At 72.1% G+C, this 26,597-nt stretch carries 24 protein-coding genes and 5 pseudogenes; 12 read left to right on the forward strand and 17 right to left on the reverse strand.

The features are described 5' to 3' along the window. Positions 1–137: 137 nt before the first annotated feature. Positions 138–1,205 (reverse strand): AraC-like ligand-binding domain-containing protein, encoded by a 1,068-nt coding sequence (locus AC07AL_RS34440; protein WP_478319314.1) that lies wholly within the window; start codon positions 1,203–1,205, stop codon positions 138–140. Between the two features lie 62 nt (positions 1,206–1,267). Next, positions 1,268–1,501, reverse strand: a pseudogene (locus tag AC07AL_RS34445) (response regulator transcription factor); the annotation flags it as partial. A 451-nt stretch (positions 1,502–1,952) separates the two neighbouring features. Between AC07AL_RS34445 and AC07AL_RS34450 the strand changes: the two are divergent. From AC07AL_RS34450 to AC07AL_RS34465, 4 genes and pseudogenes are all read left to right on the forward strand, one after another. Then, positions 1,953–4,229: a xanthine dehydrogenase family protein molybdopterin-binding subunit gene (locus AC07AL_RS34450; protein ID WP_400812275.1), complete on the forward strand. Its 2,277-nt coding sequence runs from the start codon at positions 1,953–1,955 to the stop codon at positions 4,227–4,229. Next, entirely contained in the window at positions 4,226–5,158 is a 933-nt protein-coding gene (locus AC07AL_RS34455) for an FAD binding domain-containing protein (RefSeq protein ID WP_363633276.1), read from the forward strand. The genes AC07AL_RS34450 and AC07AL_RS34455 overlap by 4 nt, the downstream gene beginning before the upstream one ends. Beyond that, on the forward strand, positions 5,155–5,652 hold the full coding sequence (locus tag AC07AL_RS34460) for a (2Fe-2S)-binding protein (RefSeq protein ID WP_363588227.1): 498 nt from the start codon (positions 5,155–5,157) through the stop codon (positions 5,650–5,652). Before AC07AL_RS34455 ends, AC07AL_RS34460 begins: the two co-directional genes overlap by 4 nt. Before the next feature lie 53 nt (positions 5,653–5,705). Beyond that, positions 5,706–5,978 (forward strand): annotated as a pseudogene (locus AC07AL_RS34465) (ubiquinone-dependent pyruvate dehydrogenase); the annotation flags it as partial. A gap of 77 nt (positions 5,979–6,055) precedes the next feature. On the opposite strand, the gene AC07AL_RS34470 reads toward AC07AL_RS34465, so the two are convergent. The 4 genes and pseudogenes from AC07AL_RS34470 to AC07AL_RS34485 form a co-directional block, all read right to left on the reverse strand. Further along, complete coding sequence (locus AC07AL_RS34470; RefSeq protein ID WP_478319315.1) at positions 6,056–6,826, reverse strand: pirin family protein; 771 nt, start codon at positions 6,824–6,826, stop codon at positions 6,056–6,058. 127 nt (positions 6,827–6,953) lie between these two features. Further along, positions 6,954–7,820 carry an FAD-dependent oxidoreductase gene (locus AC07AL_RS34475; RefSeq protein WP_478319316.1) on the reverse strand — a complete coding sequence of 289 codons (867 nt, stop codon included), beginning with the start codon at positions 7,818–7,820 and terminating at the stop codon, positions 6,954–6,956. Positions 7,821–7,869: 49 nt separating this feature from the next. Next, positions 7,870–8,462 (reverse strand): annotated as a pseudogene (locus AC07AL_RS34480) (Dps family protein). Between the two features lie 142 nt (positions 8,463–8,604). Further along, positions 8,605–9,585, reverse strand: a complete 981-nt coding sequence (locus AC07AL_RS34485) for an AraC-like ligand-binding domain-containing protein (protein WP_363588221.1) — start codon at positions 9,583–9,585, stop codon at positions 8,605–8,607. A 165-nt stretch (positions 9,586–9,750) separates the two neighbouring features. On the opposite strand from AC07AL_RS34485, the gene AC07AL_RS34490 reads away from it, so the two are divergent. Then, complete coding sequence (locus AC07AL_RS34490; RefSeq protein ID WP_363588219.1) at positions 9,751–12,528, forward strand: AAA family ATPase; 2,778 nt, start codon at positions 9,751–9,753, stop codon at positions 12,526–12,528. A 32-nt stretch (positions 12,529–12,560) separates the two neighbouring features. On the opposite strand, the gene AC07AL_RS34495 is transcribed toward AC07AL_RS34490, so the two are convergent. Continuing rightward, positions 12,561–13,151, reverse strand: a complete 591-nt coding sequence (locus AC07AL_RS34495; RefSeq protein ID WP_478319317.1) for a ribosome-inactivating family protein — start codon at positions 13,149–13,151, stop codon at positions 12,561–12,563. A 487-nt stretch (positions 13,152–13,638) separates the two neighbouring features. Between AC07AL_RS34495 and AC07AL_RS34500 the strand changes: the two are divergent. Then, positions 13,639–14,085 (forward strand): annotated as a pseudogene (locus tag AC07AL_RS34500) (alpha/beta hydrolase fold domain-containing protein); the annotation flags it as partial. A 184-nt stretch (positions 14,086–14,269) separates the two neighbouring features. Here AC07AL_RS34500 and AC07AL_RS34505 read toward each other — a convergent pair. The 3 genes from AC07AL_RS34505 to AC07AL_RS34515 form a co-directional block, all read right to left on the reverse strand. Beyond that, positions 14,270–15,190, reverse strand: a complete 921-nt coding sequence (locus AC07AL_RS34505) for a glyoxalase (protein WP_478319318.1) — start codon at positions 15,188–15,190, stop codon at positions 14,270–14,272. 58 nt (positions 15,191–15,248) lie between these two features. Further along, complete coding sequence (locus AC07AL_RS34510) at positions 15,249–15,941, reverse strand: YoaK family protein (protein WP_363588213.1); 693 nt, start codon at positions 15,939–15,941, stop codon at positions 15,249–15,251. Between the two features lie 119 nt (positions 15,942–16,060). Beyond that, positions 16,061–17,959, reverse strand: a complete 1,899-nt coding sequence (locus AC07AL_RS34515) for an amidohydrolase (RefSeq protein WP_363588211.1) — start codon at positions 17,957–17,959, stop codon at positions 16,061–16,063. A 394-nt stretch (positions 17,960–18,353) separates the two neighbouring features. On the opposite strand from AC07AL_RS34515, the gene AC07AL_RS34520 reads away from it, so the two are divergent. The 6 genes from AC07AL_RS34520 (at position 18,354) to AC07AL_RS34545 (ending at position 23,675) form a co-directional block, all read left to right on the forward strand. Beyond that, positions 18,354–19,016, forward strand: a complete 663-nt coding sequence (locus tag AC07AL_RS34520) for a hydrolase (protein WP_363588209.1) — start codon at positions 18,354–18,356, stop codon at positions 19,014–19,016. Positions 19,017–19,051: 35 nt separating this feature from the next. Beyond that, positions 19,052–19,534 carry a DoxX family membrane protein gene (locus AC07AL_RS34525; protein ID WP_363588207.1) on the forward strand — a complete coding sequence of 161 codons (483 nt, stop codon included), beginning with the start codon at positions 19,052–19,054 and terminating at the stop codon, positions 19,532–19,534. 74 nt (positions 19,535–19,608) lie between these two features. Next, on the forward strand, positions 19,609–20,613 hold the full coding sequence (locus AC07AL_RS34530; protein ID WP_478319319.1) for a terpene synthase family protein: 1,005 nt from the start codon (positions 19,609–19,611) through the stop codon (positions 20,611–20,613). Beyond that, positions 20,610–21,992 carry a cytochrome P450 gene (locus AC07AL_RS34535; RefSeq protein WP_363588203.1) on the forward strand — a complete coding sequence of 461 codons (1,383 nt, stop codon included), beginning with the start codon at positions 20,610–20,612 and terminating at the stop codon, positions 21,990–21,992. Before AC07AL_RS34530 ends, AC07AL_RS34535 begins: the two co-directional genes overlap by 4 nt. Before the next feature lie 85 nt (positions 21,993–22,077). Then, positions 22,078–22,863 carry a class I SAM-dependent methyltransferase gene (locus AC07AL_RS34540; RefSeq protein WP_400989680.1) on the forward strand — a complete coding sequence of 262 codons (786 nt, stop codon included), beginning with the start codon at positions 22,078–22,080 and terminating at the stop codon, positions 22,861–22,863. Continuing rightward, entirely contained in the window at positions 22,812–23,675 is an 864-nt protein-coding gene (locus AC07AL_RS34545) for a hypothetical protein (RefSeq protein WP_478319320.1), read from the forward strand. Before AC07AL_RS34540 ends, AC07AL_RS34545 begins: the two co-directional genes overlap by 52 nt. A gap of 11 nt (positions 23,676–23,686) precedes the next feature. Here AC07AL_RS34545 and AC07AL_RS34550 read toward each other — a convergent pair whose 3' ends face one another. The 7 genes and pseudogenes from AC07AL_RS34550 to AC07AL_RS34580 all read right to left on the reverse strand — a co-directional run bounded on the left by AC07AL_RS34550 (position 23,687) and on the right by AC07AL_RS34580 (position 26,589). Then, the gene (locus AC07AL_RS34550; RefSeq protein ID WP_400989684.1) at positions 23,687–23,896 is read right to left on the reverse strand and encodes a hypothetical protein; all 210 of its coding nucleotides are present in this window, start codon (positions 23,894–23,896) and stop codon (positions 23,687–23,689) included. An 88-nt stretch (positions 23,897–23,984) separates the two neighbouring features. Further along, positions 23,985–24,275: pseudogene (locus tag AC07AL_RS34555) on the reverse strand (site-specific integrase); the annotation flags it as partial. Positions 24,276–24,288: 13 nt separating this feature from the next. Next, a complete protein-coding gene (locus AC07AL_RS34560) occupies positions 24,289–24,465 on the reverse strand; it encodes a hypothetical protein (protein WP_478319321.1) in 177 nt (58 codons plus the stop codon). A 51-nt stretch (positions 24,466–24,516) separates the two neighbouring features. Further along, entirely contained in the window at positions 24,517–24,846 is a 330-nt protein-coding gene (locus AC07AL_RS34565) for a tyrosine-type recombinase/integrase (protein ID WP_363588200.1), read from the reverse strand. A 536-nt stretch (positions 24,847–25,382) separates the two neighbouring features. Beyond that, entirely contained in the window at positions 25,383–25,784 is a 402-nt protein-coding gene (locus AC07AL_RS34570; RefSeq protein ID WP_363588198.1) for a DUF2267 domain-containing protein, read from the reverse strand. A gap of 50 nt (positions 25,785–25,834) precedes the next feature. Next, positions 25,835–26,239, reverse strand: coding sequence for a DUF2267 domain-containing protein (locus tag AC07AL_RS34575; protein WP_400989686.1), 405 nt, complete (start codon positions 26,237–26,239; stop codon positions 25,835–25,837). Further along, positions 26,236–26,589: an STAS domain-containing protein gene (locus AC07AL_RS34580; RefSeq protein WP_363588194.1), complete on the reverse strand. Its 354-nt coding sequence runs from the start codon at positions 26,587–26,589 to the stop codon at positions 26,236–26,238. The genes AC07AL_RS34575 and AC07AL_RS34580 overlap by 4 nt, the downstream gene beginning before the upstream one ends. Positions 26,590–26,597 lie beyond the last annotated feature (8 nt).

The following is a 26,597-nucleotide window of genomic DNA, read 5'->3' on the forward strand; positions in this document are numbered from 1 at the left end:
CCAGGACCCGAGACCGTTCACCTGGACCAAGACCGCCGACGAGATCCTCAAGTCCCTCGCCGACTACCTCGCCAAGATCAACCCAGTCGTCCAGGTATCACGGTAATTACTACCCTCATGATTTGTGGCGCATCACACTAGTCGCCGATCGGTCGGCCGTGTTGCCGAGGAGGCATCGAGACTTGCTCCACCGCGTACTGTTGTTGTTCCGCAGGCACCACACGGCTCGGCGCGCTGTCGGTCGCTCCGGAGGTACGGGACGCGCGCCACTCGCGCGGGGACACCCCGTAGGCGGCGCGGAAGGCCCGGCTGAAGTGTGCCGGGTTGACGAACCCCCACCGCTGGGCGACCGCCGAGACCGTCGGCACGGTACCGCCGCGCCGGGCCAACTCCCGGGCGCACGCCTCCAGTCGGCACCGCTGGACGAGCCGGCCCACCGTGACCCCTTCGCCTTCGAAGACCCGGTGCAGGTAGCGCACCGAGATGTGGTGCGCCTGGGCGATGCTCTCCGGCGACAGCTCCGGATCGCCCAGGTGGCGGTTGATGTGCTCCCGCACCCGCTGGACGAGATGGCCGCTCCAGGTGCGGGAGTCGGTGGCCGCCGGTTCGGTGAGCTGGCCGACGAGCATGATGAGCAGATCGGCGACACTGCCGGCCAACCGGTCGCCCACGGAGGCGGGGTAGGAGTGCGCGGAGGCCGCCAGTGTGTCCAGGAAGGGGAGCAGGACGGCCCCGAACCCCTCGGTGGAGGTGATGGCCGTCCCCGTCGCCTGCCGGATGTCGCACTCCGGTACCCCAAGCAGCCTGCGCGGCACCTGGAAGACGTGGGAGCGGAAGCGCTCCGGGTAGTCGAAGGAGTACGGCCGCGCGGTGTCGTACAGCACGAGGCCGCCCTCCGCCACCTCCGCCCGACGCCCGTCCTGCCGCAACACGGCGCGGCCGGACGCCTGTACACCCACCCCCACCTGCGGCTCCGCCTGCGGGGACCGGGCGATCAGGCCGGCCGTGCGCGACACCCGCGTCGCGTCCGCCTCCATCGTGGACACCCGCAGGTATCCCAGCCGGTGCGACACCAGGCGGCCCTCGAACGGCCGGTCGGCCAGCGGCACCACCTCCACCGGCACCAGTGTCCGCGACACCGCCTCTCCCCAGAACTCCGCCTTCTTGTCCTCCTGGATGGAGGCGGTGGTCACCGTCACATTCACCTGACTGCCCCTCTCGGCCGACGCCCTGCGCAGTCAGCCTGGTCCGCGGGTCGGCGGCGGCGCTAAGTCATTTGACTGCCGGTTCGCGGGGCGGGGGCGATCGTGCGCTCTCGGCACAGGCGCAGTGCACGGGCAGAACAGGAAGCGGCCCGAGAGGTGATGCCGAGCTTGGGAAAGATCTTGTAGAGGTGCGCCGCGACGGTCCGGGGCGACAGGCGGAGCGCGTGGCCGATCTCCTTGTTGCTCAGGCCGGTCGCGGCGAGCCGGGCGACGCGCAGCTCCTGGCCGGTCAGCTCCGCTGCCGGGGCGGCCGGGGCGGCCGGGGCGGCCGGGGTGGCCGAGGTGGCCGAGGTGGCCGAGGCTGCAGCAGCGGCCAGGTGGCCTGGTGCAGGGCGCCGAAGGCGAACTCCGTCTCCGCTTCGACGCCGACCGCCCGCAGGACGGCGAAGCCGAGCAGCGGGCGCCCTGAAGGGCATCTCCCCGCAGAATCCGCTGCCACCGCGCCGACTGACAGGCCACCGAGCCGACCGACTGACGGGCTGCAACAACTGGACGGAAGCCGGGCCGTAGTCGGAACACAGAGCCCTGGCGGCGCCCTGACGAGGAAGCAGCCGCCTGCCGCGCAGTGCACAGAGCCTGTCCCAGGGCGCACGGGCCGGGATGTCGCGGGTTGCCTGTCACGGGCGACGCCTACGCTCGTGAACGGTCACTCCCCGCAACAATGACGAGGCGCAGAGGTGTGTATTCGTGGAGCGATGGACCAGGCGCGAGGACGGGCGGCTGCTCACCGGCCAAGGCCGCTACGTCGCCGATATCGCGGTGCCGGGTTGTCTGGACGCGGTCTTCGTCAGAAGCAGGGTGGGCCACGGCACTTTGCGCGAGGTGGACTGTGCCGCCGCCCGTGCGGTGCCCGGTGTGGTGGGTGCCTGGTCTGCCGCGGAGCTGTCGGAGTTGCCCGCGGTGCCGTACACGGTGCTGGCCGGGCTGTCCCACGAGGAGTCGGTGGCCGGTCGGGAGTGGCCGGCGCTGGTGAAGGACCGGGTGCGGTACGCGGGCGAGGCGGTCGCGGTGGTCCTGGGGGAGGACCGTTACCGGGCCGAGGACGGGGCGGCGGAGGTCTCCTGCCGGGTCGATCCGCTGCCCGCGATGGTGACGCCGTCCGCCGCGGCGGACGATTCGGTGCGGCTCTTCGACGGGCTGAGCAACATCGCGTTCCGAGGCGAGGCCGGGAAGCCGGTCGAGGAGTCGGTGTGGCGGGAGGCGGCGGCCGTGGTGGAGGGCCGGTACCGCCAGCAACTGCTGATGCCCACGCCGATGGAGTGCCGCACGATCCTCGCCGTGCCCGAGGGGGACCGGCTGACGGTGTGGTCGGGGCACCAGATGCCGCATCGGCTGCGTCGTGAACTGGCGGCGTTGCTGGGGTGGTCGGTGGACCGGGTGCGGGTGGTGGTGCCGGATACCGGTGGGGCGTTCGGGTCGAAGAGCGCGGCGTTCCCGGAGTTCGTCGTGGTCGCCTTCCTGGCGGTGAGGCTGGGTCGGCCCGTGCGGTGGATCGAGGACCGGCTGGAGTCCATGCTGGTCGCGACCCGGGGTCGGGGGCAGGACCAGCGGGTGCGGCTCGCGGCTGACGCCGATGGGCGGTTGCTCGGCTACGAGTTGGAGATCGAGGCCGACGTGGGCGCCTATCCGCACCTCGGGGTGGGGCTGCCGATGCAGACCGCCTGGCTGGCGACGGGCCCGTACACCACTCCCCAGGTGCATGCGAGTGTTCGCTCGGTGCTGACGAACACGATGCTGACGTATCCCTACCGCGGTGCCGGCCGGCCGGAGGCGACGATCGCGCTGGAGCGGGCGATGGACGTGATGGCGCGTCGGCTGGGTCTGGATCCGGCGGAGCTGCGGCGGCGCAACTTCGTCCCGCCCGGGAGCTTCCCGTACCTGACGCCCACCGGGCGGTGCTATGACAGCGGGAACTACGCCGCCGCGCTGGACCTGGCGCTGGGAACCCTGGGGTACGACGAGTGGCGGGCCGAGCAGGCCCGGCGCCGCACGGATCCGGGCGCCCTGCCGCTGGGCATCGGCCTGTCCTGTTACGTGGAGCGTTCCGGTGGCGAGGCGGGCGGGCTGCACGAGTTCGGCAGTGTCGAGGTCGGCGAGGACGGCACGGTCACCGCTCGGTGCGGTGCGGCGCCCAGCGGTCAGGGACACGAGACGGTCTTCGCCGCGCTGGTCGCCGGGACGCTGGGGGTGGCCGAGGAGCGGGTCCGGTTGGTCGAGGGGGACACCGACGAGCAGCCCGAGGGCCTGGGCTCGTTCGCCAGCCGTTCCGCGCAGGTGGTGGGCGCGTTGCTTCAGCATGTCTCGCGGTCGCTGATCGAGAAGGCCAGGGAGCGGGCAGCGCGGTTGTGGGATCTGCCGGTTGACGAGGTGGAGTGGTCCAACGGCATCGTGCATGCCGCTAAGGACGGCCCGGCGGCCATCGGCGTGGCGGACCTGGTGAAGGTCACCGGGCCGTTGCGGGTGGACGACCGGTTCGAGTCGGGGATGGCCTTTCCGTTCGGCTCCCACGCGGTGGTGGCCGAGGTCGATCCGGAGCTGGGCACCGTCCGGCTGCTGCGGGTGGTGACCGTGGACGACTGCGGAGTGGTGCTCGATCCCATGATCGTGCGCGGGCAGGCCTTCGGGTCGGCCGTCCAGGGCATCGGCCAGGCGCTGTACGAGGGAATGACCTACGACGACGACGGCGTGCCGGTGCTGGCCTCGGGTCTGCTGGACTATCTGCTGCCGACGTTCACCGAGGTCCCGCCGATCGAGGTCAAGGACACCTGCACCCCGAGCCCGGCGACGCCGCTGGGCGCGAAGGGCGCGGGCGAGTCGGGGTGCATCGGTACTCCGGCCGCGATCGTCAACGCGGTGGCCGACGCGCTGCGGATCGCCGACCCGGACCTGTTGCAGATGCCGCTCACCCCGGACGTGGTCTGGCGAGCGGCCCGCGCCCCGAAACACGAGGAGGAGGTCCGGTGAAGCCCGCCGCTTTCGACTACGTCGTGCCGCGCACGGTACCCGAAGCCGTGGAGGCACTCGGTGACCTCGGGCGGAAGGCCCAGGTGCTCGCCGGCGGGCAGAGCCTGATTCTCGACATGCACCTGCAGCGCATCCGCCCCGAGCTGGTGGTCGACATCAACCGCATCGCCGGGCTCGACCGGTTGAGCGTGGACGGCGACACGCTGCGGGTGGGCGCCCTGGTCCGCCACGGCGCCTTCGAGTCGGCGCAGGCCGTGCCGGGCCCGCTCGGCGCGCTGTTCGCGCATGCCGCGGTGAACATCGCGCATCCGCCGATCCGCTCCCGCGGCACGATGGTGGGCAGCTTCGCCTGGGCGCACCCCGCCTCGGAGTGGTGCGCCATCGGCACCGCCCTGGGCGCCGACATCGAGGTGCGCGGCCTGGAGGGCAGACGCACGGTCGCGGCCCGCGACTGGTTCCACGGTCCGCACCGGACCGCGCGCCGACCGCAGGAACTCATCACCGCCGTGCGGTTCCCGCTGCTCGGCGACGACACAGGGGTCGGCTTCGTCGAGCACCGGCGCACGCACTTCTGCTTCGCCCAGGTGGCCGTCGCCGCCGCGCTGACCGTGTGCGACGGGGTGATCAGCGAGGCGCGGATCGGCCTGGTCAACTGCGCCGACCGGCCGCTGCGGGCCCACGCAGCCGAGCAGTCGCTGATCGGCACCGAGGTCGGCGCGCCCGTGGACGGCTACCGGCTGCCCGACGGCCATCCGTTCACCCACGCGGGCCGGATCGCGGCGACCCAGGACGCCGCACCCCTGCCCGAGCCGTTCGCCGATGTCGAGTACAAGCGGCACGCCATCGCGGTCCTGGTCGGCAGGACACTGTGCCAGGCGGCGAACGACCAGCGGTCGCGCCTCGCCCAGCCCAAGGGAGACCACACGTGAAGATCACTCTTACGGTGAACGGGGAGGCGTATCCGCTCGACGTGGAGCCGCGCCGCATCCTCGCCGACGTGCTGCGGGAGGACTGCCGGCTCACCGGCACTCACCTGGGCTGCGAGCACGGGATCTGCGGGGCGTGCACGGTGCTGGTGGACGGCGAGGCCGTCCGGTCGTGCCTGATGTTCGCGGTGCAGTGCGACGGCAGTTCGGTGCGCACCGTGGAAGGGCTCGCCGGGCCCGAGGGTGAGCCCCACCCGCTCCAGCGTGCGTTCTCCGCCGAACACGCCCTGCAGTGCGGCTTCTGCACCCCGGGATTCCTGATGGTGGCCGCCGGGGCGCTGGAGGCCGATCCCGCCATCGGCGACTCCCCGGAGCGCGTCGACGGCCTGGTCGGTTCCAACATCTGCCGGTGCACCGGCTACGAACCCATCCGCCGCGCGATCCTGCGGGCCGCGCGCGAGCAGACCGGAGGAGAGCGGGACGCCGGTAACCGGTGACATCCCCGCGGGGATCATCGACGGCCACGCGCACTGGCTGCCACGCGACCTGCTCGCACACCGACCACGCGGCGATCGCCAGGGCCGCGGGTGCGCGGGGCATCCGGGTGGAGCAGCCGGCGGAGGTGCGCGAGGCCCTCCGGCACCCGGGCCCGGCCCTCGTCGACGTCGTCACCGACCCCAACGCGCTCTCCATCCCGCCCAGGATCACCTCCGAGCAGCTCATCGGGTTCGCCCTGTCCGCCGGCCGCACCGTCGTGAACGGCGGCGTCGGACGCATGGTGCAGCCGGCCCGCGCCAACCTGCGCAACATTCCCGGAATTTGATGCAGCGTCATGCAAGGGCGGCGGACGGCGGATGGGGTCTGCCGCCCGCCGCCTTACCTGTGCGCTGTCTTGGCGGGTCAGTTGGCGATGGTGGCGTGCATCTCCCAGGCCAGGATCTCCGCGGGTTCGACCGCGGTGACCCTCTGCCCGCCGATCGCGGTGAAGCGTACGGCGTCGCCGGCGGCCAGTGGGCCGATGCCTTCCAGGGCGACATTGCCGCGCGGGACGAAGAGGTGCACGAAGGGGGCGTCGGGCAGTTCGGCGCTCTGGCCGGGTTGCAGCCGGGCCACGTGCAGCGCCGCGTAGCGGTTCCTGATGCGGATGGCGGCGGCGCCGTCGTGCTTGTCCATCCCGGAGGCGACCGGGATCAGGCCGCCGGACAGCAGCGCGTCGTCGATTTCGAGCTGCTCATAGCCGGGTGTGATGCCACCCTCGTCGGGGACGACCCACATCTGCACGAAGTGGACGGGATCGGTGTGGGCGTTGGCGCCGCTGAGGCGCCAGGAGTCGTTCTTCTCCGAGTGCAGGATGCCGGTGCCGGCGCTCATGCGCTGGGCGAGTCCGGGGTAGATCACGCCGGAGTGGCCGGTGGAGTCCTGGTGGACCAGCGAGCCCTGTAGGACCCAGGTGACGATCTCCATGTCGCGGTGCGGGTGGGTCTCGAAGCCGCTTCCCGGGCGGACGGTGTCGTCGTTGTTGACGAGCAGCAGCCCGTGGTGGGTGTTGGCGGCGTCGTAGTGTCCGCCGAAGGAGAAGGAGTGCTTGGAGTCCAGCCAGTCGATCTTCGTGGCGAGGCGCTCGCCGGCGCGGCGGACGTCGACGCGGGGGTGGTTCGCGGTGGTGTTCACCGTGTTCTCCTTTCGGGCGGTCCGGGAGCTCTCGCGAGGGCCCGGTGGCGCCTTTGTGGCACCCTGCACAAGAGAACATAGTTCATTGTTCAACTATTCCGTCCGGGGGCGCCTCGCGGGGGCGGTGTCAGGGCCCGTACTGCTCCAGCAGGCGCAGCCAGATCTCACTCATGGCGGGGAACGCCGGGACGGCGTGCCACAGACGCTCCAGCGGGACCTCGCCGACGATGGCGACGGTCGCCGCGTGGATCAGTTCGCCGACACCGGGGCCGACCAGGGTGCAGCCGACCACGACGGATCGCTGCTCGTCCGCGACCAGCTTGGCGTGCCCGCGGTAGCCGTCGGCGAGCAGCGAGGCTCCGGCGACGTCGCCGATCGGGTACTCCACCGCCCGGACCGGGAGCCCGGCCCGGCGGGCCTGCTCCTCGGTCAGGCCGACGGCGGCGGCCTCCGGCCTGGTGAAGACCACCTGCGGTACGGCGTGGTGGTCGGCGGTGGCCGCCCAGGCGGCCCAGGGGGTGGGGTTCGCGTGGCGTCCGGCGGCGCGTGCCGCGATCGCCGCCGCGCAGGCCCGGGCCTGGTACTTGCCCATGTGGGTGAGCGGCGAGCGTTGGTTGATGTCGCCGGCCGCGTAGAGCCAGCCGGCGGCGACCTCCGTGACCCGGCAGCTGCCGTCCACGAGCAGCCGGCCGCCGGGCGCCAGGCCGACCGTCTCCAGGCCGAGCCCGGCGGTACGCGGACTGCGGCCGGTGGCCACCAGGAACTCCTCGGACTCCACCGTGGAGCCGTCGGCCAGGTACGGCGTGACCACGCCGGTCGAGCCGTCCCGGGTCAGGCGCTCGACCTCGGCCCCGGTGCGTATCCCGACGCCCTCGCCGCGCAGCCCGTCGGCGACCCGCACCGCGGCGAACGGCCCCCAGGCGGGCAGCAGCCCCTCGCCGCGCACCATGGCGAACTGCCAGCGGGACAGTTCCACCGTCGCGGACGACGCCATGGTGACTCCTGTCAGCGCTGCGAGGCGGGGTGCGGGTGGAGCGGGTGGGTCACAGCCGCACCAGTGGGGTGTCCACCAGGTGCTCGGCCAGGAACCACACCTGCGCCTCGCCGGTCCGCGCGACCTGGGAGACCAGCAGGTCGTTGGTGCCGTCGTCGCCGAGCGCCGCGACCCGGCCAGCGGCATCACGGGCGTCGACGAGGATCGCCTCGTGCGCCGCCAGCAGCCGCGACAGCATCGCCGGCACCTCCTCGACGCCGTCCGGCGGACGCGGGATCGAGGTGATCTCCGCGACGTGCCGCGGGTCGCCGACCGCCACTCCGCCGAGGGACTGGACCCGCTCGGCGAGCACGTCCACCAGCGCCAGTTGCTCGTCCGCGTGCTTGTCCAGCAGCAGGTGCAACTGGTAGAAGGTCGCCCCCCGCATCAGCCAGTGGTGCTTCTTGTGGAGCGTGTAGAGGATCCGGGTGTCCGCGAGTACCCGGTTGAGCCGCTGGCAGGCGTACAGGCGTACAGGCGCGCATCGTGGGAGAGGCCGAGCGGAACCTGGGTGACGGTTCCGAACTCCTGGATCTCCTGGCCCTTCTGGTGCAGCAGTGGCTGGCTGCTGCCGCCGATGGTGGGGCGGTCGGAACTGCTCATGGGAACTCCCTCGGCCGTCGCGGTCCGGTGACCCCCCGGTCGCGGTCCAGTGACTCGGGCAAAGCTATGGGCGCGCGAAGTGCGGGATTGTTCCGAAGCGCACCGATCATTGCCCCTGCGCGCCCGGCTCGGGCGCACGCCGTCACCGAGCCGGGGTGAGCGGGTGATCGTCGCCCCCTGCCCGGGCGCGCCATTCGCGGGGCGTGACGCCGTAGGCGGCGCGGAAGACGCGGCTGAAATGGGTCGGGCTGACGAATCCCCAGCGCCGGGCCACGGCTGAGACGGTCGGTGTGGCGAAGGCGCGCCGGGACAGGTCGTGTGCGCACATGTCGAGCCGGCGGCGTTGGATCCAGCGGGTCACCGTGGTCTCCTCACCCTGGAAGAGCTTGTGGAGGTAGCGGACCGAGACGTGGTGTGCGGTGGCGATCCGCTCGGGCGAGAGTGACGGGTCGCCGAGACGGCACATCATGTAGTCCTTGATCCGCGCGAGCATGGCCGGCGCCATCTCCGGTGCCGTCGGGTCCAGATGGCCGCTGTGCTCCTGGATGAGCAGGGCCAGCAGATCGACGGCCGTGTCGGCGAGCCGGATCCCTGCGCAGGGGTCGAGCTTCGCCGCCTCGGAGGCCAGCTTCCGCAGGTACGTGGTGACCAGCCCGACGGATCCGGACGCGGATGCGAACGGCGCGGCGGTGGCCGCCCCGAGGTCTCGGTCGGACACGTGCAGGACGTGTCGAGGCAGCCGGAACGCGGTGAACCCGAAGGCGCCCGGGAACTCCTTGGCGAACGGGCGACTGGAGTCGCAGAGCGCCAACCCGCCCGGGCCGCAGATGATTTCCCGGCCGTCCTGGGAGATCCTCGCGTGGCCCTGGTGTTGAATCGTGAACGCGACCCAGCCCTCGCCGCCGGCCTCGATCGTTCGGCGGCTGCGGGTGACCACCTGCGGTCCGGCTGCCACTCCGGAGATCTGCACGACTCCCAGCCGGTCACTGCTGAGGGTCCCGGGGGAGGGCTCCCGTTCGAGGAGCCGGAGCTCCAGCGGAATGAACGCCCGCGCGACGGCCTCGTGCCAGAACTCGGCACGCTCGCCGGGGGACAGGGATTCGGTGGATACGGTGGTTGGCACAGGGCTCCCCTCGTCGTCAGCCGTGGGCGTTGGGCATGGAGTCACCACCGCTGACCTGGCACTATCTTGCAGGCGTCGCACAGGGCGGCGCTTCTGCCAGATGACCGGTCTCGGCGGTGGAACGCATGGAGCAGCCGCGGGCAAGGACCAACAGCAGGGGTGGGCATGGAGAGCTTCGGCGGCTCGGAGATCGTCGGCAGGGAGCGTGAGCTGGCGCGGATCGCGGGGGTGCTCGACGCGGTGGACAGCCGTGCCGGCGTCCGCGCCCAGGTGCTCGTGCTGACCGCCGAACCCGGCGCGGGCAAGAGCACGCTGGTCGACTGGGCCGCGGCCCGGGCGGCGGGCCGCGGCTTCCAGGTGCTGCGGGCTCGCGCCGGTGAGGGTGAGGAAGGTTTCGGATTCGCCGGGTTGCACCAGCTGCTGCGGCCGCTGCTGGGGGAGGCCGACCGGTTGTCCGCTCCGCAGCGGGAAGCGCTGCTGGTCGCCTTCGGTCAGCAGGCGGCTGCCGGCGACCGGCAGCCCGATCCGCTGCTGATCCGTTACGCGGTCCTGAGTCTGCTGTCCGACGCGGCCACCGGCCGGCGACTGCTCCTGCTCGTCGACGACGCCCAGTGGCTGGACCAGGGCAGCGTGGAGGTGCTCGCCTTCCTCGCCCGTCGGCTGGACGGCGAGGCGATAGGCGTCCTGCTGGCCGCGCGGGAGGAAGGCCTTCCCGGGCAATTCGACCGGGAGTTCGCCGTCCTGGCCGTCACACCGCTGGACCGCGCGGCCGCGGGCCTGCTTCTCGACCGCCAGCCGCAGCCGCCGCGCGGCCGGGCCCGGCTGCGGATCTTCGAGCAGGCTAGCGGCAACCCGCTGGCGCTGACCGAGCTGGCCCGAGCCGTCGCCCGGGAGCCCGGCGGAGCGAAGGGGGCGGACGCCGCCGAATCGCTTCCGCTCACCGCCCGGCTGGAACGCATCTTCGCGGCGGATCTCGCCGGCCTCCCGCAGCGGACCCGGCAGGTGCTGCTGCTGGCCGCCGCGGCCGGCCCCGCGCAGTTCTCCGAGGTGCTGCGGGCCACCCCGGACGCGGGGGACCCGCAGGTGTGGCTACCCGCCGAACGGGCGGGTCTGGTGCGACTGGAGTCCGGGCAGGCCCGGCTGCGCCATCCGCTGGTGCGCTCCGCCGTCTATCAGGCGGCCTCCTTCGAGGAGCGGCGCGCCGCCCACCAGGCGCTGGCCGAGGCACTGGTGGACGACCCCGACCGGCACGCGTGGCACCTTGCCGCAGCCACGCTCGGACCGGACGAGGAGGTGGCCGGGGCACTGGCCGCCGGCGCGGAGCGGGCACGCCGACGCGGCGGATACGCCGCCGCCGCGGCCACCCTCGAACGTGCGGCCGCACTGACCCCGGACGCGAACCTGCGGGCGAGGCGGCTGCTCGAAGCCGCCACCATGGCGATGCTCGGCGGCTGCCCCCAGTGGGTGGGCGAGCTGGCGGTCAGGGTCTGTGCGATCGCGGAGGACCCGGAACTGCTCGCCGAGGCGTCCATGCGCGCCGGCTGGTCCCTGGCGGTGACCACCCGGCACGAGGAATCGCTGGGATTTCTGGTGCCCGTCGCGCAGTCCATGGTCGAGCGGGCACCCCAGCTCGCCCTGGGCGCGTTGGGCACGGCAGCCACCCCGGCGTACAACGCGGGCTCCCTCTTCTACCGCGCGGAGCTGCGCCGGATCGCCGAGCTGGTGCCGGAACAGCCGGACGAGGTGGACCGGATCTGGCTGCGGGCCGGCACCGAACCCTTCACGGACCGCGAGTGGGCGCTGCCCGAGCTCCGCCGCTGCGTGGCCGAGGCGCCCGAGGACTCACTCGCGCATCTGGCCGAACTCGGCGCCGCCGCCTGGATTCTCGACGAGACGCAGCTGGCCGTTCGGCTGCTCGGCCAGGCGATGGACCATCTGCACCGGGCTCCGACGGCCGGCGGCAACGCGGTCGTCGCGCAGGCGCTCGCGCTCGCACTCTTCGACAGCGGCGCCTGGTCCGCGGCGCGGTCCACCGCGCAGGAGGCGTACCGGGTGGCCGTCGAGGTCGGCTCGGACAACGCCGCGGTGGGATCGCCCATCCTCCAGGGCACCCTGCTCGCGCTGCACGGCGACGCGAGCGGGGCGCGCGAGCTCATCGGGACGGCCGTCGCCGGGGTGGACCTGTCCTGCTCGCCCAGCCTGTTCGTACGGTCCTGCCACGCGCTCGCCCTGGCAGCCCTCGCCGAGGGTGACCACCTCGCGGCGTACCGGCAGCTGCGAGCCGTCTTCTCCCGCGACTTCCACCCCGCCCCGGTGCACTACCACGCGTCGTACTACTACCTCGGCGACCTCGCCGCCGCGGCTGTCCGCGCCGGTCACGAGGACGACGCGCGGGCCGTGCTGGAGGTTGCCGTGCGCTCGCTCGGCTGGCTGCGCTCCGCGCGCCTGGAGGTGGTGGTGAACCGGGCCTGCGCGCTGCTGAGCGGGCTGGACCAGGCGGAGCAGCACTTCCGCGCCGCCCTCGCGGACCCGGCCGGTGACCTGTGGCCCTTCGAACGGGCGCTGGTGCGGCTGGAGTTCGGGGAGTGGCTGCGTCGCCACCGCCGGGTCACCGAGGCGCGCACCGAGCTGAGCGCCGCCCTCGGCGTCTTCGAACGGCTCGACGCCCGTCCCTGGACCGAGCGGGCCGCCTCGGAGCTGCGGGCCGCCGGTGTGCCGACCACCCGTACGGAGACCGCCGGCCGCACGGCCGACCTGACTCCGCAACAGCTGGAGATCGCCCGCGCGGCCGCCGCCGGTCTGACCAACCGGGAGATCGGCGCCAAGCTCCTGCTCTCCCCGCGCACCGTCGGCTTCCACCTGCACAAGATATTTCCCAAGCTCGGCATCACCACCCGGACCCAACTGCACGACGCGCTGGGGGACGCGCAGCGTGCGGGCTGACCGCCGGTCCGCGTGGCGACGCCGGCCGGCCGCTACAGCTCGTCGTGGCCGGGCTTGAACGAGGTACCCACGACCGGCGGCAGCAGGGTGCGCGCGTAGCGCAGGACGTCATGGGCGTTGTTGACGGTGGTGCCACCGATGCGCAGGGGCGCGGGGCGCGGATTGGGGCCGACCCCCATCTCGTTCCAGTAGAAGTTGGACAGTGCGTCCCAGTTGTTCTCCAGCTGCTGCACCCAGGAGGGAATGCTGCTGCCCGGGCTTCCCCTGTCGTTCAGGACATTACGGAAGACGCCCTCGACGTCGTTGAACCGGACGGCCTCGGAGGTGAACTGGAGGAGCAGCATCAGCGCGCGGGCGGTCGTGCGCGGATCCTGATCGGCGGAGCGCTGGTTGGCCAGGTCGACGACGGCTCGCCGCACGCTGTCGAAGGAGACCGGCGTGGTGGACCGGTCCCGCTGGGCGGTGCGGGCGAGGGAGACGTAGTTGCCGCCGAACGGGAGCCTGCGGACTCCCGGAATCGGGGCACTGGCGAAGATGTCGTTGAAGACGTACGAGACGCCCGGGGTGGCCTGGGGGGAGAACCCCACCACGTAGAGATTGTCGGGATTGATCCAGAGGTCCACCCCCCCGGCCGGTGCCGCCGTCGTCGTCGGCCGTCAGCGAGACCCTGACGACGCCCTCGTCGTGCTTTGTCAACGTCAACTGCGCTGTTCGCAGCCATGGTTGACAGTAAATCGGACGAGTTGACGAGCTGTGTCCCGGCCTTGCCCCAGGGCGTACAAGCGCTGCCTGATTGCGTGCCCAACTGCCCAACTGCCCAACTGCCTGCCTGCCTGACGGGCCGGCCGGCAGTGGCACCCGGGTCGGCTGGGGACTGCGCGCAGAGACCAGAGGTCGGGCGCCGTCGGACAACGCGGCCTGGCCGGGCGGTTCTACGGTAGCGGCCACGCCTCGGGACTCGGGCGCCGGCCGGGCGACGCCGCGGCCGACACCCGCCGGGCGACGCCGCGGCCGACACCCGCCGGGCGACGCCGCGGCCGACACCCGCCGGGCGACGCCGCGGCCGGCACCTGCCGGGCGGACCACCCCGCACCATGAGGAGACGGAAATATGGCCAAGGACCGCGGCGACGTGCCGCTCCGGCACCAGGTGCTCTTCTACCCGGTGACCGACGCCGCCTTCGACACCAACTCGTACCACCAGTTCGCGACCGGCTACTTCCTGCGCCGCGACGGCATGGAGTGGTTCTGGGACCAGTACACGACCGACCCTGCCCAGCGCGCCGAGATCACCGCCTCCCCGCTGCGCGCCACCACCGAGCAGCTGACCGGTCTGCCCGCCGCGCTGGTGATCACCGGCGAGGCCGACGTGCTGCGCGACGAGGGCGAGGCATACGCGAACAAGCTCCGGGCGGCCGGCGTCCCGGTCACCGCCGTGCGCTACCAGGGCATCATCCACGACTTCGTGATGCTCAACGCCCTGCGCGAGACGCACGCGGCCCAGGCCGCCATCACCCTGGCGACCCAGACCCTGCGTGCGGCGCTGCACGCCGTCTGACGTCCGCTCCGCACCGTCGAGGACCCGGTGCCACCGTGCTGTGCACCGGCGGTGCCGGGTCCTTGTTCGCGTGCCCGGCTGAGCAGGCGCTCCGGGCCGCAGTGGTGCACGTCGCCGTGTGCCGTGTGTCGTGCGCCGCTGCCGTGACCGATCCGGCGGCGATCCAGCCGAGTGTCCCGGCCGGTTACGACCGCGAGCCGCCGTCATGGATCTCGGCGATGTAGCCGCCGGGGAACTGCACCATCGCGCTGTCGCGCCGGGGGGAGGCGTACGGCCCCCACAGCACAGTCGCGCCGGCGGCCCGGGCCTTGGCGAGGGTCGCGGCGAGGTCGCTCACGGCGTAGCCGGTGCTCTCGCGTCCGAAGGGGTAGGGCAGATGCCCGTCGGTGACCGCGACGGAGGTGTCGCCGAACGGTGAGCTGATCCGGATCCGCCGGTAGGAGGTGCCGGGCAGGCCGAGTTCGGCGCCCGGTGCGTGGTTGTCGTCGGAGACCACCATGCCGCCGGTGAAGCCCAGGTACGAGTGCAGGAAGGATCGGGTCGCGCCGCTCGGCAGGTAGAGCCGGTTCTCCGGTACGGACGCGAGCGCCGGGTACGAGGGTGCCTTGGTGTGCCAGTACAGCTGCGCGTAGATGCCGCCGGGGAACTGGACGATCGCGTCGCGGCCGATCGGGTCGGCGAACGGCGCGACGACCGTGTTCGCCCCGTCCGCCTCGGCCTTGCGCACGCCGCGGTCCAGGTCCGTGACGAGCCAGCCGGTGCGCTCGGCGCCGAACGGGTAGGGGACGGGCGTCTGGTAGTCGAAGACGGAGAGCGTGCCGACGGGGGAGAGGACGAGCTCGGACTTGGTCAGGCTCGGGGTCGGTGTGACGTCGGCGAGGACCTGCGGCGTGTTGGTGCCGCCGAAGGTCGCCTCCCAGCTGCTGACGAAGGAGTCCATCGCGCCGGGCGTCACGTACACGTGCGTCGTGTCGTACTGGGGGCCGACGGCGAGGCCGGGGCGTCCGGCGGTGGGCGCCGCGGGGGCCGACGGTGCGGTGACGAAGGCCAGCGCGGTGGTGGCGGTGACCGCCGCCAGCAGGCGCAGGGAGAGGCGCATGGGCATGTGAAGTGTCCTTCCGGGAGACAGAGTTGGCCGAGGGGGTGACGGCGGGGCGGACGCCTCAGTCGCGCTCGCGGTAGCCGACCGCGATCGCGGCGACCAGGACCGTGCCGGCCAGCAACGCCCAGCCGAGGTGTCCGTGGATGACGAGCGCGGCTCCGGGAGCGGCGCCCGCGAGCATCGCCAGGACCGCGTAGAGGCGCCGGCCCAGGCGGGGGTTGGCGCCGCCGGCCAGCGAGGAGTCCGCGGCGAGGCCGGTCAGGGTGAGGGTGAGCACCGTCGTGGTCAGGTCCGGCACGCCCAACTTGCGGACCGTGCCGTTGCGCAGGCCCATGGCCACGGCCAGCAGCGCGATCAGTGCCTCCTGCTGCGCCCGCCCGCTCGCGGTGAACGTGATGGCGGTCGCCGCGGCTTGCAGCGCGGTCTCGGCCAGCAGCGCGGTGCGCAGCCAGCGCTCCCGGCGGCCGTCGCGCTGTCGCAGCGCCAGCCGGCCGGCCAGGACCGAGCCCAGCAGGAAGGCGGCGAGCGAGGTGAGCGAGCCCGCGATCGAGAAGCCGGGCGTGCCCACCATGGCGAAGGCGACCACGACGACGTTCCCGGTCATGTTCGCGGTGAACACGTGGCCGAGCCCCAGGTAGCTCACCGCGTCGATCAGGCCGCTGACCGCGGTCAGCGCGAACAGGGCCAGGGCCAGCGGGTGGCGGTCCCGGACCTGCGCGGCGGCCACGGTGCTGTCGGACTGGGTGGTCGTCATCTGGGCGTCCTTCAGGGCTGTCCAGCGCGGTGCGCCACCGGGGGTGCGGGGCCCGGCGGCGCACGGCGGATACGGAATACGGGAGGCGGAATGCGGGATAACGGGATGCGGGATGTGGGTCAGAGGAAGCAGGGGTCGTCGAGGGCCGGCCCGCCCGGGCCGGGGACGAGAAGTCCGCGCGCCTGCCGCCACTCGCGCTGCTCGTCGGAGGCGGCGGCTGCCTCGGCCACCTGCGCGGCCTGCCGGACGCCGGTGAGGCTGGGCGCGGGGGTGGCCTGGTAGCCGCCGAAGCGCGCCACGGGGCTCCACAGCGGGACCACGGCCGGCAGCTCGGGGGCGAGACCCTCGTGCTCCTGGACACTGTGCACGATGCGGCCGCCGACCACGGTGAGGACGGACTCGATGTGGGGGATGTCGGCCTCGTCCACCGTCAGGTAGTCGGCACTGAGCACCGCGAAGTCGGCGTAACAGCCCACCCGCAGTCGGCCCTTGACCTCCTGCTCGCCGGTGAGCCGGGCGCCGCCCAGGGTGTAGAGCTCCAGCGCCTCCTCGCGGCTGAGCCGGTTGGCCGCCGGGCGGAGCGTACGTCCGCCGACGGCGCGCCCGGAGACCAGCCATTGCAGCGCCACCCACGGGTTGTAGGAGGAGACCCGGGTGGCGTCCGTGCCCGCGCCGACCGTCAGCCCGCGTTCCAGCATCGCCCGCACCGGCGGCGCCTCGGCAGCCGCGGCGGCGCCGTAGCGGCGCACGAACGCCTCACCCTGGAAGGACAGCCGGTTCTGCACCGAGACGGCCCCGCCGAGCGCGGCGATCCGGTCCAGACTCGCGGAGGAGACCGTCTCGGCGTGGTCGAAGAGCCACCGGTTCCCGCCCGGGAAGAGGCCCTCGGCGGCGAGCCTCTCGAAGACCGCCAGGTCGCGGCGGATCGTCTCGTCGTAGCTGGCGTGCAGCCGAAAACCCCAGCCGTGCTCCATCAGCAGCCGGACGGCCTGCTCGAACCCGGCCTCGTACGGGCCGAGTTCGGGGCGCGGCTCGGTGAAGTTCTCGAAGTCCGCAGCCGCCCAGGTGAGATTCTCCCCGGCACCGTTCAGCCGCAGCCACTCGTCCCCGTCACCCGGTCGGACGGTGGCCACCCAGCGCGCCAGGTCGTCCAGCTCCTGTCCGGCGGTCTGCGGGAAGAGGTGGTAGGCGATCCGCAGCGTCAGCTCGCCGTTCTGCGCGAGCTGCATGACGGTGCCGTAGTTCTCCGGGAAGCTCTGGAAGCCGCCGGCCGCGTCGATGGCCGAGGTCAGCCCGAAGCGGTTGAGCTCGCGCAGGAAGTGCCGGGTGGAGGCGGCCTTCTCGGCCTCGTCCAGCGTCGGCGCCTTGGCGAGCGTGGAGTACAGCAGCAGGGCGCCGGGGGCGGCCAGCAGCAGGCCGGTCGGCTGTCCGTCGTGGCCGCGCACGATCTGGCCGCCCACCGGGTCCGGGGTGTCGCGGTCGAACCCCGCGGCCCGCAGCGCCGCCCGGTTCATCAGCGCCGACTGGTACAGGTGCAGGACGAAGACGGGGGTGTCGGGCGCCGCGGCGTTCAGCTCGGCCACCGTGGGCAGCCGGCGCTCGGCGAACTGGTCCGCGGACCAGCCGCCGACCACCCGGACCCACTGGCCGGGCGGGGTGCGTTCGGCCTGGGTGCGGAGCATGGCCAGCGCCTGGCGCAGTGTCGGTACGCCGTCCCAGCGCAGCTCCAGCACGTAGTTGAGACCGCCCCGGACGACGTGCAGGTGCGAGTCGTTGAGGCCCGGGACGGCACGTCGTCCGAGCGCGTCGACGACCCGGGTCCGCGGGCCGATCTGCGGGATGACGTCCGCGTCGTCGCCGACGGCGATGATCAGACCGTCGCGGATCGCGACCGCGCTCGCCCGCGGGTGCGACGGGTCGCCGGTGTACACCTTGGCGTTGCGCACGACCAGGTCGGCGGCTCGGCCGGCTTCGCCGGGGTGACCGGCGCGGATCCCGGCGACAGGCATGCTCGACATGATGGTGACCGTCCTTGTCGTTCGGGCCGGACAGCGCGAGCGGCACGGCCCGTTGAGCTCTGGCACGAGTCAACCTAGGGCGGCATCGAGCTGCGACTTTGCTCTGCACGCACCGGCTCTGTCCTGTGCGGGCAGCGACCCCCGCGGGCAGCGCCGGGACCGACGGCGCACGGGAGCTCCGTGCAGTGTGGGAACAGTCCTGGGCGCGGGGGGAGAAGAGATGTCCGGGCGCCGCCGGATAGCGTCCTTGCTGTGCCGGAGAGCCTGCGGCACCGCTCGTGTCTCCGAGCCTTCGATGCCTTGCGACGTCCCCGCCGAGGTCTGCGCCGACGTCCCCGCTGATGTCCGCGCCGACGCCCCCGTGACATCCCATCAGCCGAAAGAGAGAACCGCCATGGTCGACTTCGACTCCGTGCACGCCGCCCCCAGCTCCGATCTACTGACGCCGGACAACTCGATGATGCTCTTCGTCGACCACCAGCCGCAGATGTTCTTCGGCACGGGCAGCGGCGACCGCACGGCGATCATCAACGCCACCGTCGGCCTGGCCAAGGCCGCCCGGGTCTTCGACGTCCCGGTGGTGCTGTCCACGGTGGCCGCCGATTCCTTCTCCGGCCCGATCCTGCCCCAGCTGAAGGCGGTCTTCCCGAAGCACGGGGTGGTCGACCGCACCTCGATGAACGCCTGGGAGGACGCGGCCCTGGTCGAGGCGGTCAAGGCGACCGGGCGCAGCAAGATCATCCTTTCCGGCCTGTGGACCGAGGTCTGCCTGGTGCTGCCCGCCCTGTCGGCGCTGGACCAGGGCTACGAGGTCTACGTGGTCACGGACGCTTCCGGCGGCGTCAGCCCGCTGGCCCATGAGCACGCCATCCAGCGGATGACGGCGGCCGGCGCGGTGCCGGTGACGTGGGTCCAGGTGCTGCTGGAGCTGCAGCGCGACTGGGCTCGCACCGAGACCTACCTGCCGGTCATGGACGTGGTCAAGGAGCACGCCGGCGCCTACGGCCTGGGTGTGGTCTACGCGCAGAGCATGATCAACGAGCACGCGGCCGGCTGACCGGAAACCAGGTACCACAGAAAGAGAGTTCACCAGTGAACGCAGGTCTCCTGCTGCTCCGGCTGGTCGCCGGCCTGCTGGTCGCGGGGCACGGGATCCAGAAGGTCAGCTTCCACCTCGGCGGGCGGGGGCTGGCCGGCGGCACCGAGGAGTTCCGCGGCGACGGCTTCCGCGGCGGCGTGTTCACCGCGCTCACCGCGGGAGGCACCCAGATCGGGGCCGGACTGCTCCTTGCGGCGGGTCTGCTCACGCCGCTGGCCGCCGCGGGAACGATGGGTGTGATGACGGTGGCGCTGACCGTCAAGCGGCCGCACGGGCTGTGGGTGCAGAACGACGGGTTCGAGTACCCGCTGGTGCTGGTCACGATCGGCGCGGCGCTGTCCGCCACCGGACCCGGCCGCTGGTCACTCGACGCACCGCTCGGACTGCTGCCCTGGCCCGCCTGGTGGCTGCCGGTGGCCGTACTGGCCGGCGTGGGCGGCGGCCTCGCCACCCGCCTCCTCCTGCACCGGCGCTGAACCACGCTGCCGGCACGGAGCGACCCGTGCCGACACAGCGTTCACGCTCCCTTCGACCGAACGGTGAGGCCGGCATGCCCGTGAGCAATCCCCACGACACAGCGACCGACGGGAGGTCCGACGAGTTGTGGTGCCCCTTCCCCTCCCTGCTGAACCGGCATGCCGAGCAGGCCGACCGGGAGAGCTTCGCCTGGATGGCACAGCACCGGTTGCTCGACGGGCTGCCCGAGCGTGCGGAACGGCTACGGCGTCAGCGAAGCGGTGCCCTCGCCGCTCGGACCAATCCCGAGGCGGGCGCGGAGATGCTGCGGCTGCTGGCGGACTGGTACGTCTGGCTCTTCGCCTTCGACGACGGGTACGGCGAGGACCCTGAGCGCGGCGGGCCACCGGGCCCACTGGCCCGGACAACCGCCCTGCTGGCGCGGATACTCGACGCCGACCTGCCCCTGACCGAGCTCACGGGAACCGCACGTGCCTACGCGGTGGCCCTGCGGGAGATCCGGGACCGGATCCGCGTGCACGCTTCGCCCCCGCAGCTCGTCCGGTGGGAGCGCACGGTCTGCGACTACCTGTCCGCGCAGGTCTGGGAGGCCGCGAACCGGGAGGCGTCGGCCGTCCCCGGGCTCGCCGAGTACGTGGCCATGCGCCGCCACGCGGGGGCGACGTACACCTGCCTGGCACTCATCGACATCGTGGGCGGTTACGAACTCCCGCCCGCGCAGGCGGACGGCCCGACGCTGCGCAGGCTCGCGGACATCACCGCGAACCTGGTCAGCTGGGACAACGACCTGTACTCCCATGCCAAGGAGCGCGCCGGCGGCCAGGGACGCCACAACCTCGTCGAGGTCCTCGCCCGTCACCACCGCTGCTCCCCGTCCGCAGCCCGGGACCGGGCCCTCGCCATGCGCGACCGGGAGATGAACCACTTCATCGAGGCGTGCGAAGCCGTCAGCGCCGACGCCACCGCACCGACCGCGGTGTACGCGCGCAGCCTCGGGCTGTGGCTAAGGGGGCACATCGACTGGTCCCGTGGAAGTTCGCGATTCGACACACCGTCACCCGCAGCGAGCCGGCCATGACCCGTGACCGCAGTACGGCCGGCGGCGAGGCGCCCTGCGCCGGGGGCCGGCTGCCCGGGATCGGGCACCTGATTCCGCTGATGACCCGCCCGGTGCCCTTCCTGCAGTCGCTGGCGGACCTGGGCCCCGTCGTGCGGATCCAGCTGTGGCGGCGGCCGGTCCATGTGCTCACCGCGCCCGAACTCGTGCACAGGCTACTCGTCCAGGACGCCGCGAAGACCGAGAAGGGCTTCGTCTTCGACAAGGCCCGCAGGCTGCTGGGGAACGGGCTGTTCATCTCCGAGGGCGCCTTCCACCTCCGCCAGCGACGCCTTCTCCAGCCGGCCTTCCACCGCGACAGCATCCGCACGTACACCGCCGTGATGACCCGCGAGGCAGCCCGGGCGGTGTCCCGCTGGGAGCCGGAGTCACCGCTGACGATCAGCGAGCGGATGCACGAACTCACCCTGGACGTTCTGCTGGAGGCGCTGTTCGCCACCCGCCTCGGCGCCGGCCACAAAGCCCGGATCCACCAGGCCGTGCCGGTGGTCCTCACGGGGTTCATCCAGCGGGCCCTGTACCCCTCGCCGCTCCTGGAGAAGCTGCCCGTTCCCGCCAACCGGCGCTTCGACGCGGCAGTCGAGGACCTGCGCGCGGTGGTGGACGACATCGTCGCGCAGGTCGACCGGCGTGACAGCCCGGACAGCACGCTGCTGTCACTGCTGCTCGCCGCCAGGGACGAACAGACGGGTCGGCCGATGGCCCCTCTCCAGGTTCGGGACGAGGTGGTATCGCTGCTGCTGGCGGGCACCGAGACGGCTGCCACCACACTCAGTTGGCTGTGCTACGAGCTCGCCTGCCATCCCGATCTGCAGGACGAACTGAGCGAGGAGGTACGAGCCGTCGCCAGTGACGGCACCGTCGGCTGGAGCGACCTGCCGCGCCTTGAGCGCACCGGGCACGCGCTCAGCGAAACCCTCCGGCTCCACACCCCCAACTGGATCCTGATGCGCCGCGCGGTGGCCCCCCTCCAGTGCGCCGACACCCGGCTCGCCCCGGGCTCGGAGATCCTCTTCAGCCTTACCGCGCTGCACCGTGACCCGCTCCGCTACCCCGACCCCCACCGGTTCGACCCCGGCCGATGGCGCCAGCGCGGGGACCACGCTTCGCGCAAGCTCTTCATGCCCTTCGCCGCAGGACCGCACAAGTGCGTCGGTGAGACCTTCGCCTGGACCGAGCTGCTGATCATCGCCGCGGCCGTCCTGGCCCGCTGGCGGATCGGCCTGGCCACGCCCGGCCGCGTCCACGAGACCGCCACCTCGGCCACCCTCCGTCCCCGGGGTCCGCAACTCAGGATCCACCGCCGGACAAGTCACCCAGCGGCTCCAGGGGGAGCATGACGTTCCGTCAACCGGAGACGAACGGGAACGACTACGGTCAGCTCGCCGCATGGTGAGTTGACCGGCGGAAGGAAGGAAGCACCCCGTGGACCACGGCGACCACCACACCTACGACCAGATCTTCAGCCTCTCGGCAGAGGAAGAACGAGACCGGCTGAGGCACCTCACCTCCGTCTACGACCCCATCACCGAGCACGTCATCGGTTCCCTGCTCTCCCCCGCCGGACGCAACTGCCTGGAGGTCGGCGCGGGCAGCGGGTCGATCGCCGGGTGGCTCGCCGACCAGGGTGCCCAGGTCACCGCCCTCGACCGCGACGACCGCTTCCTGCCCGCCCACCCCCGCCTGACGACCGTCACCGGCGATGCCCTCTCCGAAGACTTCGACCCGGGCCCCGTCTTCGATCTCGTCCACACCCGCTTCGTCCTCATCCACGTTCCCCGACGAGACGAACTCCTCGAACGTCTCGTCTCCTGGCTGCGCCCCGGTGGGTGGCTCGTCGTCGAGGAGACCGCCGACACCACCTCCGGGACCTCCCCGCGCCCGCACCACCGCAACGCCATGGCCGCCATGTGGCGTGTCATGTACGAAACCGCCGGCACCGACATCACGTGGACACGCCACCTCCCGACCCCGCTCGCGGACCACGGCCTCACTGACATCGGAGCCCACGTCAGCACCCTCCCTTTCCATGGCCAGGACGACATGGCGCGCATGCTGCACCTCAGCATGAAGCCGCTGTCCCGGAGGATGGTGGACACCGGTCTGGTCACCGAGGCGGAACTGGCCGACGTCTACGCGGACTTCCGGAATCCCTGTGTGTGGGACCTGGCGTTCTCCATGGTCTCGGCCTGGGGTCGGCGCGGCAGCTGACCGTTCGGGCGCGCGGGCAACGGGGTCTGCAACCGGTCATCGGGCTTCCGCAGTGCGGCAGGCGAGGTTCAGGTGCATCGAGTCAGCGTCAGTGGCCAACCGTCAACCAGAGCCTTGGTAGCGCACCGTCCGCAGCCGACCCGGCTCCCAGGCCGAAGCGCTGGGCACCAGGACCGGGCGGCGGCGGAGTCCCAGCGGGGCATGCACTCCTGGCGGCCGACGCCGATGCCGAGCCGGCGGATCTCGGCGAGGGCGTCGTTGTCGCGGATGACGGTACAGACCCCCGACTCGCCGACGGCCGCGCGGTCAGCGACATCTTCGATGAAGGCTGGGCACCGATCCTCGCCTCCATCCACCGCCAGATCGACCACTGGCAGACGGCCGACGAAACCCTCGGACCGGAAACCGTCCTGCGGCCGCTCACTCTGCACGGCTTCCGTACCGAGTCCGTCGGCGGATGGTGGGGGTCCGGCTGGTATGAGAGCACGGCCCGCCGCGCCGTCGCTCGCGCCGCGGGCAACGGCGGCCTCCCGACCGCCTTCCCCGACACCGAGCGGCTCGCGGACACCGCCGCCTGTCATCCCGATCTGCTGGACGACGACACGTTCTCCTGGCTCACCGAGGCCGTCTTCGAGGAGGAGTCCCTTCGGCGTGATGCCCTGCTGCCGGTCCCCGCAGCGGTCACCCTTCCGGACTGGGCAGCACAGGACTTGCCCGACCTCCTCCAGCCGGACATCGACGAAGAGGAACCCGACCGCACTCACACCAGCGGCTCGGAAGCGGCCGATGAGCAGCTAGGTATGAAGGCCTGACGCCGGACCGCTCACGCTGCCTTGCCGAAGCGGCGACCGGCAGAGCAACCGGCCTGGCCGGCCACCTCGGCGTCCGCCCGGTCGGGCGCGGAGGCGAGTGCCTTGACGGCTTCGTCGGCGGAGTCCTTGAGGAGGTGGCCGTAGAGATCGACGGTGATGGCGAGGTTGGAGTGGCGCAGGGTCTTGGAGACGACGGCGAGCGGGATACCGGCGGCGATCATGATGCTGGTCGTAGTGTGGTGCAGGGTCGTGCAGACCGATCTTCGGCAGGTCGAGTTCTGCGGTGCGTTTGCGGAGCTGGCCGAGGACCCGCTGGGGGCGCAGCGGCTCGCCGTCGGGGCGGGTGAAGACCAGGCCGTCGAGCCGGCCGTCGGGGTGGGCCGCCATCTGAAGGGCGGCCTGGTGGTGGAGGGCGGCCATGGCCCTGGGGGAAAGGCTGATCCACGCGCGACTTGCCTCGGTCTTGGGCTCACCGAGGTGGATCTTCCCGTTGTTCACGGCCGTCAGGGTCCAGCGGACGTAGAGCTTGTGGTCCATGAGGTGGACGTCGGACCAGTGCAGGGCGAGGATCTCACCGCGGCGCATGCCGGTGCCGAGCATGACCTCGAACAGGTCAATGAGCCGGTCGGCGTAGTGCTCCGTGTTGTGCCGCAGGAACGCCGCGGCCTGGTCGGGTCCAGCAGGTGCGCACGGCGGCGCGGGGCTTGGGCGGGACGGAGTGCTTGGCCGGGTTGTAGCGCAGCCGCCAGGAGCGGACGGCGGCGTTGAGCGCGTTGCGCCGGGTGGACACGGCCCGGTAGACGGTGACGCGACCCCGCTTGGCCTTCTGCTGGGCGGCGACCTAGCCGTTGATCTGCTTGGGGCGCAGGTCGGGGAGACGGTAGTGACCGAAGGCGGGGATCAGGTCCCGCTCGACGCAGTCCACGTAGCCGGCGTAGGTGTTGGGCGCGAGCACCTCCTTCTTCGCCGCCAGCCACTCCCGCAGGAAGCTCGCCACGGTGGTGCGGCGGTCCTCGTAGACCCCGCGCAGCTCACCGTCCAGCATCGCCTTCATCTCCCGGGCCGCCTCGGCCCGGGTGGCGAAACCGCCCCGACGGCGGGTCCGGCGCTTCCCGTCCTCCCGGGCGAGGTCGATGCAGTACGTCCACCTCCCGTGATCCGCCTCCTCCAACAACCGCACACACCACGGACCCAACTGCTTCCCCCGCCCGTCCGAGCAGCCACACCGCCGGCAGACCCGGCCACGCTGCGCACGCTGTCCCATGAACTTCCTCCCTTTCGAGTGGGGGTGATCCCGGGTGCGCGAGGCACGTCAGAACCAATCGGTCAGGACACGCTCAAGACGACACACCGCCTGGAAGATCACCATCCGTAGTCGATGGGTAGGCGACCTTGATTCGCCCTCCGTGAACCCGCCGGCCGACGTCGCTGCTGGTGGATCGCGGGGCGCTTCAACCTGCGGTTGTTGAAGGCCCGCCAGATTGGTGTCACTCGCCGTGACCGGAGCCCTGGGGACCACTTTGGGACCACGCGCGATGAGTGCCAATGAGCGCCCATGGGCGGTAACGGACGCATGTGCACGAAGTGAACGCTGACGGCATCTCACTCCGCACGATCCCCTTCGATCGGTCGAGCATGTCCGATGAGAGCAAGATGGTTGAGAAGCAAAGAAGCCAGGACCTTGAGGTCCCGGCTGGCGCTGGCGGTTCAGGCGGCGGTTGGGGTGAGATCGGCGCGGCCGAAGAGCAGCGCCCAGCCGTTGGGCAGTTGGTGAAGGATGCGGTCGGTGAGGTGGTCGCCGGCGAGGTCGGTGAGGGCGGCCAGGACAGTGGAGGTGTCCCAGCGGGCTGCGGCGAGGGTGGTGCCGAGGGCGTCGGCGACGGCTTCGACGAAGGCGGGGGCCGAGACCGGTTGGGGCAGGGGGATCTGGGAGGCGAATACGGCGCGCGCCCGCTCGGGGAGTGTGGCGGCGAGGTCGCAGCGTTCGTCGCCGGTGAGCTGGGAGCCGAGCAGCGCCAGGACGGCGGCGAGGGCGCGTTCGGCTTCGTCGTCGCTCGGGTAGCGGCCGAGGATGCGGACCTGCTGGATCAGGTGGCGGTGCCGGGTCATGGCGGTGGCCTTCCGGGCGTTGGCCGGCGGCGGGGCGGCCGTGATGGGGGTCAGGGGCGTTGGCCGGCGGCGGGGCGGCCGAAGAGCACGTCGTAGCCGGGCGGCAGTTGGAGCAGGACCTGCTCCATGAGCTGGTCGCCGGCGGCGTCGGCGACGGTGGACAGGACGGCGCCGATGTTCCACAGGGCGGTGGTTTCGGCGGCGCCTTCGATCCAAGCGGCGGTGGCGCGCACGAACCGTTCGGGGCTGAGCGGTTCGGTGGCCTGCAGTGGGTTGAGCAGGACCAGGGCGAGCGTCTCGGGCAGGCGGGCCGCGAGGTCCGAGCGCACTGCGCCGACCAGGTGCGCGCCGAGCAGGGCCAGGACGACGCGCGCGCAGCGTTCGGCTTCCTGGGGTGTGTCGTATTCGCCGCGTTCCCGGACCTGGTCCAGGAACGCCTCCCAGTGCAGTGTCATTGCGGGTTCCTCCCTCCGGTCGGCGGCGGATGCCGGGTCTGGGGCGTGTGGCCGTGCGGGCGGGGTGCTGGGGCCAGCCAGGTCGTCAGGCCGGTCAGTTTGAGGAGCCGGGCCACCGGGCGGGTGATGCCGCGCAGGGCCAGGCGCGCCCCGTTTCGGTCGGCCTGGTTGCGGGCCTCCAGCAGGACGTTCAGGCCCGAGCAGTCCATGAACGTCACCTGTGACAGGTCGAGCACCACCTGCCGGTGGTCCGCCAGCGCGCGGGACAGCTCGCGACGAAGGTCCGGGGCGGAGTCGAGGTCGATCTCGCCGCATACCCTCACCGTGAACGGTGGCGCCGGGGTAGTCATGGGGCGGC

Source organism: Kitasatospora sp. NPDC043949 (assembly GCF_056435365.1).